At 30.1% G+C, this 6,355-nt stretch carries 3 protein-coding genes; all 3 read right to left on the reverse strand.

Annotated features, from left to right (window positions below):
- Positions 1-115: 115 nt before the first annotated feature.
- The gene (locus COL3_RS04455; protein WP_008429085.1) at positions 116-1,981 is read right to left on the reverse strand and encodes an NTP transferase domain-containing protein; all 1,866 of its coding nucleotides are present in this window, start codon (positions 1,979-1,981) and stop codon (positions 116-118) included.
- A 241-nt stretch (positions 1,982-2,222) separates the two neighbouring features.
- Entirely contained in the window at positions 2,223-5,285 is a 3,063-nt protein-coding gene (locus tag COL3_RS04460; RefSeq protein WP_008429087.1) for a cadherin-like beta sandwich domain-containing protein, read from the reverse strand.
- A 555-nt stretch (positions 5,286-5,840) separates the two neighbouring features.
- Positions 5,841-6,239, reverse strand: coding sequence for a hypothetical protein (locus COL3_RS04465; protein ID WP_008429089.1), 399 nt, complete (start codon positions 6,237-6,239; stop codon positions 5,841-5,843).
- Positions 6,240-6,355 lie beyond the last annotated feature (116 nt).

A 6,355-nucleotide genomic window follows, 5' to 3' on the forward strand; every position in this document is an offset into this window, starting at 1 on the left:
TACAATCCTTGTTCAGTTCACAATTCAATTAACAGTTATGGAAGAAATTCTTTCAGAATTTCTCTAAATATATTTTAAAAAATCCCAAAGGATTTTTATCCTTAACTGTAAACCGTTAACTGTTAACTGTTAACTGTATAAGGTTTTCCTTTGCTCTATTGTATCTATCAATTCCGTAGGTACCGAAGTCATCTCCTTCAGCTTCTTTTATTAATGTCCAAACTGCCCATAAGAAATCTTGACAAATTTGGTGAATTAGCAGCCTTCTCCTTGAATCCTTGTCTGCTTCTTTTCCTTTAAAGTATAATCTAAACATTAACTCAATATCATCTTCCGAAAATTCATTTTCTAAAGAAAGAGCTGCTAGATCCCACATGTCATCGTTAATACCACTATATTCCCAGTCAATTAAATAAATTCTGCCTTCGGTATCTTTAACAAAGTTTTCAGAAACTAAATCATTATGAGATGGAATAAATACTCTATTGCAAACTTTTAATTCTTCTTCAAGTGCCATTATCTTTGGTCTTACTTCATCATAGTCCTCAAAGAAGTCTCCACCATCTTTTCTTAAAATATTTTCATATTTTTCAAGTTCTCTGAACATATTAAATTCATTGTCCATACGGAAATCAGTGCACTCATGCAAATCTCTTAATATTGCTGTAACCTGTTTTAAATTTTCCTCTTTTTTAATACTTCTATGCGTTAATGTTTCTGCATTTTCTATAAATTTAGATATTTTAACTCCTGTTTCAAGATTAAAATATGGTACTTCTACATTATACCCCTTTTCAGAAGCAATTGCAGAGTTAAACATTTCTGTACTTCTATTAATCATTTGCTCCGTTCCAACACCTGCAACTCTTAATATGTATCTATTACCTTTTACACATATTTTGTAATTTTTATTTGTCATACCACCTGCTGGTTCAACTTCTGTAATGTCTTCATCATTTACCTTTAATGATTCACGAACAATATTCTTAATATTGTTAATCTCATAGCTCAATTCTCTTCTTCTTATTGTTGGGTAGAGATAATTTTTAATCTTTTCATATTCTTTAGTACTATCTGCATCTCCCCAAGCAAGATCGTCTATTTTGACAAATCCTATATTATAATTTCTTGCCACATCTAATAATACATATTCATAATTTAAGTAAGGATTAACATTCCCCTTAAATTCTTCAAGCATCATTGTATACAATTTATAAGATATTTTAGTTAATCCTATCATTTCCCCATCAATTCTGTTAAATTGGTGGATATCCTTAGACATTTTAAATAAATGATTATCTCTAATTTCAACGAAAGCTTCATCTCCTGATCCACTTTCATTTGTAAAAAGTATACAGTCACGATTTGGACTTTCAGCTAATTCTCTAATTGCCCTCTTTTCAAATATCAGGTCATTTTCAATAAGTAAGAAATCATCATCAATATAGTCTTTAGCTAAAGATAATGAATGCATAGTCCCTGTCCATTTATATGTATCACTTTTTACTAAGATAATATTTTTACTATTCTTAAAGCATTCCTCATAATGGTGACTTTCATAACCAGTAACAATAACAATCTTAGTTATTCCATTTTCTTTTAGTATATTTAAAGTTCTATCTACTAACTTAAAATCTTCAATTTCAAGCATACCTACTGGCTTACCAAATTCTTCTGCTCTTCCAGCGGCAAGTATTACAGCTTGTTTTACAATTTTTCTGTCCTCTTCATGAAGCTTTAGCCTTGTACTTTTTGCTGAAGCTATATTTTCTTCTAAATATTTCATTCCCTTTTCTGTTACCTTATATAATGTTCCTCTATTATTAGTAGTGATCCTATCTATAAACCCATCTACTGTGAATTCCTTTAAAACAGCATTAACTTTACCTAAAGATATGTTTGTCCTTTTTGATAATTCTCTTTGGTTAATGTTAAAATTATCATTTAATGTTTTCAAAATTTCTATTCTATCTTCTAACATGCTATTCTTAACTCCCCTTTTTAAGTAATAAAATTATTCACTGTTCGAAATTTGAACTATAATTTATTATATTCCTGAAAATTCTGGATGTCAATAAGATGCACTAAATAAAATAAATGACAGGTCACTATTTTGCCATACACTATTTCTAGGTTTGTGCAAAATCAATGCAACCTGCCATCTAATTATTTCTAAGAAATTAATTTATTCATCCTATTAAATTCAAATAACTTCATATTATTTAGGACTGAACAGCTCCATCTTGTCCGAAATTATATACTTTATCATCTACATACATAGATTGATTAACTACCATTTGTCCATTTGGAGTGAAATAATACCACTTACCGTTTAAGTATAACCATCCCTTATGCATTATTCCATTTTGACCTAAGTAATACCATGTATTATTTAGGTTTATCCAACCCTTTTTCATTTCTCCAGTAGCTGGATCTAAGTAGTATGCTTGTCCTGTTTTATCATCAACTTTCCAGCCTGAAGCTTTGTAACCTAAATTATTTAAATAATAATACTTTCCTCCAGTTGATATCCAAGCATCTTTAACTTGTCTACCCTTTTTATCGAAATAAACAGGCTTGCCGTTTACTGTACCCCATTCATCATATTTTGATAAATCTACCCAACAATCATTATATTCATCGTAGAATTGATCATTATCATATTTGTCACCATTGTCATTATTATCCCAATCAGATGCATCTACTCTATTTACTTCTAAAGTATAAGTCTTATTTTCAGTACCATCTTCTGATGTAACTTCTATTTGAATATCAGTCTTTTGTGTGCCTTTAAGACTTACAGTAATTGGAGTACTTGTATAAACTTCTCCGTTTACAGTAACTGTTGCTTTAGAGTCCTCTGATACTGGGGTTATTTTAATGCTATTTACATTTTGGTCTACACGTACCTTAGTAACGTCTGCCTTAGGGTCAAAAGTATAATCTCCTGTGCTAAGAATTACATTCTTTAAATTAACATTGCTGCCTTTAGTATTGTTTTTGATTGTTACTGTATAAGTTTTAGTGGTAACTCCATCTTGTGCGGTAACTACTATCTTAAGAGTTGTCTTACCAGTGCTGCTTAAAGTAATATCACTTGCCTCACCTGAAACAAAATCATAAGATTCATCACTTCCAGCAATAGCTCCAGTAATAGACTTAACAGTAGAGTCTTGAGGTACTACAGTTATTTTTTCAGTTGTATCTTCTTTATTTACAGTAACTGTATAATCATACGTATCGCTTGAGAATCCTTTATTTCCATTACTATCTTCTAAAGTATAACCTGTTATTTTCAAAGAATTTAATGAAGCCTCATTTGAATCCTGACTTGGTGTTGGAGTTTCTGTATAGTTACTTGGTAAATAGAATACGTATTTATCTCCTAATGGTTCGCTAGTATATACTACTCCACCTGAGGTTGTTGACTTAGCTGTGTCAATATCATCATAGTATGCTTGAACCACCATTTTTTGAGACTTATTTAATGCAATATCAAGGCTAGTTTGTCTCAAGTTATTGCTATCCATTGTATTCTTAACAGAAGCATCTGCTTCTACTAAATTAGTGCTATTAACACCATCTGCAAGCCAAACTCTTATATATTCATTTTTATTGCTTCTTGCTCCAGTGAAAGCTACATTTACTACATCTGGATCTTTAGTATATAAGTCGTAAGTACGTCTATCTGTAGTAAATTTACTAATAATATTTTCTTTTACACCTGGTTGAGTTAAATAAGTTCCATCATCAACATCGCCATCAAAAGCTAAATCCATGCTGAACGAACTACCTGACAACTTATTAACTGCTAATTGGTACCTAGCTAATAATTTCGAAGAATCTGTTACATTTCCATTTTGTCCTGGATATACATCGACTTGTATAGTATTTTGAGATCCAGCCATAAAATCAATATACTGCTTTCCATTTTTAAGTTGAGATTTTGCAACTCTTGTTGATCCAGTAGAATCCACATAATTGTTGGTCACTATATATGCCACGTTATCTTGTTGTTTATTCTTAGTAAGGATAGGATCTATACTTATTAGTCTTGCTCTTGGATCTATATAGATATTTCCACTAAATATCTTAAATCCACTAGTATCAGTTGTAACATCAAATTTTTTTCCTATATAAGCTAATACACTTGTATCATCATTATAATCAGCTTTTGTTATTCCTGCGTCATACAAACTATAGTCAGAATCTGAATTTAAATTATTGTACTTAATTTCTATAGAATAAACTTTTTGAATATTATCTTGAGTATTCCCCAATTTAACAACAATTAAATCCGATTTCCCCAATCTTTCTAAGCTACCATTTAATGTATGACCATCAATTTGATATTCTGTACCTTCTGTCGCTGGTTTTCCGTTTTTATATACCTTTGCACCTGTTAATACCATTTGAGAACCAAACATCATGCTATACTTCAAAGTTGAAGTAGAGTCAGGTACATCGAAATTATATCGTAGTGGCATGCTTTTATCAGGTGCTGTAACAGTTGAATATAAAAATGGTACTGTATTGTTTTGACTTAATTTAGTATCTAGAACTTGCCCTGTGTTAGGGTCAAAAACTGTTGAATCACCTACGTACGCATTAAAGATCATTTTATCTATTTTACCAACAACATATTGAGTTCCATGCTCGATTGTAATGTCATCATTGTCATATACTGTATCAACAGGACTTTGAATAACTGCACTTTCAGGTGTATCCTTTGTATGATCCGTAGGATCAGTATATGCTGGTGTATATTTTACATCCACTGTAGTTATTGTTATCTTATATTCTATCTTGTTAACACCAAATGGCAGGTTACTTATTACTACACCTGTTCTGTTTGAACTCGAACTACTTGGATTACTATATGTAGTAACATCTATTCCCATTTGATCATGTAAAATACCATATCCATCAGAAGTATCCCATCTTGTTCCGTTTATTGATACTATTTCAACTTTTTTTGCTGTAATACCACTTGTAGCTGTATTATTTAACATAGCATTATCATAAAGTGTGTCAGACGTTACTATATCACTAGCATTAAGTGTTATTGCAAATTTATTTGTTACATTTGCAGTGGAATAAATTATTTCATTCCCATCTGTTCTAGACGTAAGCGTTGTTCCATCTGCACTTACTTGTATTGTTTTAGCATCCGTGCCTATAGTTGCTGCATTAGCTACTTGGCCAATAAAACTAGCAGGAAAAAATGATGTAATACTTGTAAATGCTATTAATAATGCTAAAAACCTGTTTTTCAACTTTTCCATTATTGTCGTCCTCCTATATTGTAAAATTAAACCTTAAATTAAAAAAACGGTCATTTTGTTATTTATATTATCATATCAATCTATTATCATATTAGCTCTGCATACTTTTACTCTTACTGGTATTCTTGAGTCAATAGGTGCTTAATATAAAAGTGCAAACCACCAAATATATGACATAACTGCTTTGTAAGAATTTTATGTACCTCTTTGAGAATAATTTAATAAATTAATATGCTGTAATAATTTTCACTAAGTTAATGATTAAGTTTATATATACCACATTTTAAATATCGAACCATTTATTTTTATCTTTAGACATTTAAATACATTATGTAAATTTATTGTTCACATTTCCAAATATCAATCCATCTACTTAATAGTTAATTTTCCTCCATCCTCCTTATTATGATTCTAAAACCAAAAACCTCCCATAATATAATACAACAATTAAATATTATGGAAGGCCCTTTTATCCTACATTCTATTAAATTTTCACTTTATTCTTTATAATATTTTTGTTCTATAAATACATACCAATTTAACTATTTATAGATTTTATGATTTTCCTTTAAATGAGTTTTTACACTTTGGACATGTTACGGAAATTTTCCCTTGATTTCTTGGTACTCGTAGTTTTTGTTTGCAATTTGGACATGTAAAGTACTTATGAGTTTTTAAATCTTTTGTTCTGTTTAATTTACGATTAAACCAAGACATTATCGAATTTCTCATTCTTAAATATTTATAATTTTCCTGCTGCCTCCTATATATATTTCTAGAAAAAATCCTATAGATACACAAAATCATAGGAATATATGCAATAAATATTAAACTAGATAAGAACCTTGGTAAAAAGTTTACTACCAGCAATAAAATAAAAGATAATGCAACCAATGCTCTTGATAAATTGTCCCCACCATATCTTCCATACATAAATTTTCTTAACCAATTCATTCTGCCACCTCATTGTTTTAATATAAATATCTTATATGAGTTCTAACCAATCTAGATATTAGGCACATGAAAGAAAATAACAAGTCCAAAATGCCATGATTATTTTTCATCAGACA

Source organism: Clostridium sp. LS (assembly GCF_002760435.1).
In the GTDB taxonomy this organism is placed as follows: Bacteria; Bacillota; Clostridia; order Clostridiales; family Clostridiaceae; genus Clostridium.

Coding starts and splice junctions, on each gene's coding strand:
- COL3_RS04465 (WP_008429089.1), bottom strand. CDS start 6,239: ATGAATTGGTTAAGAAAATTTATGTATGGAAGATATGGTGGGGACAAT.
- COL3_RS04460 (WP_008429087.1), bottom strand. CDS start 5,285: ATGGAAAAGTTGAAAAACAGGTTTTTAGCATTATTAATAGCATTTACA.
- COL3_RS04455 (WP_008429085.1), bottom strand. CDS start 1,981: ATGTTAGAAGATAGAATAGAAATTTTGAAAACATTAAATGATAATTTT.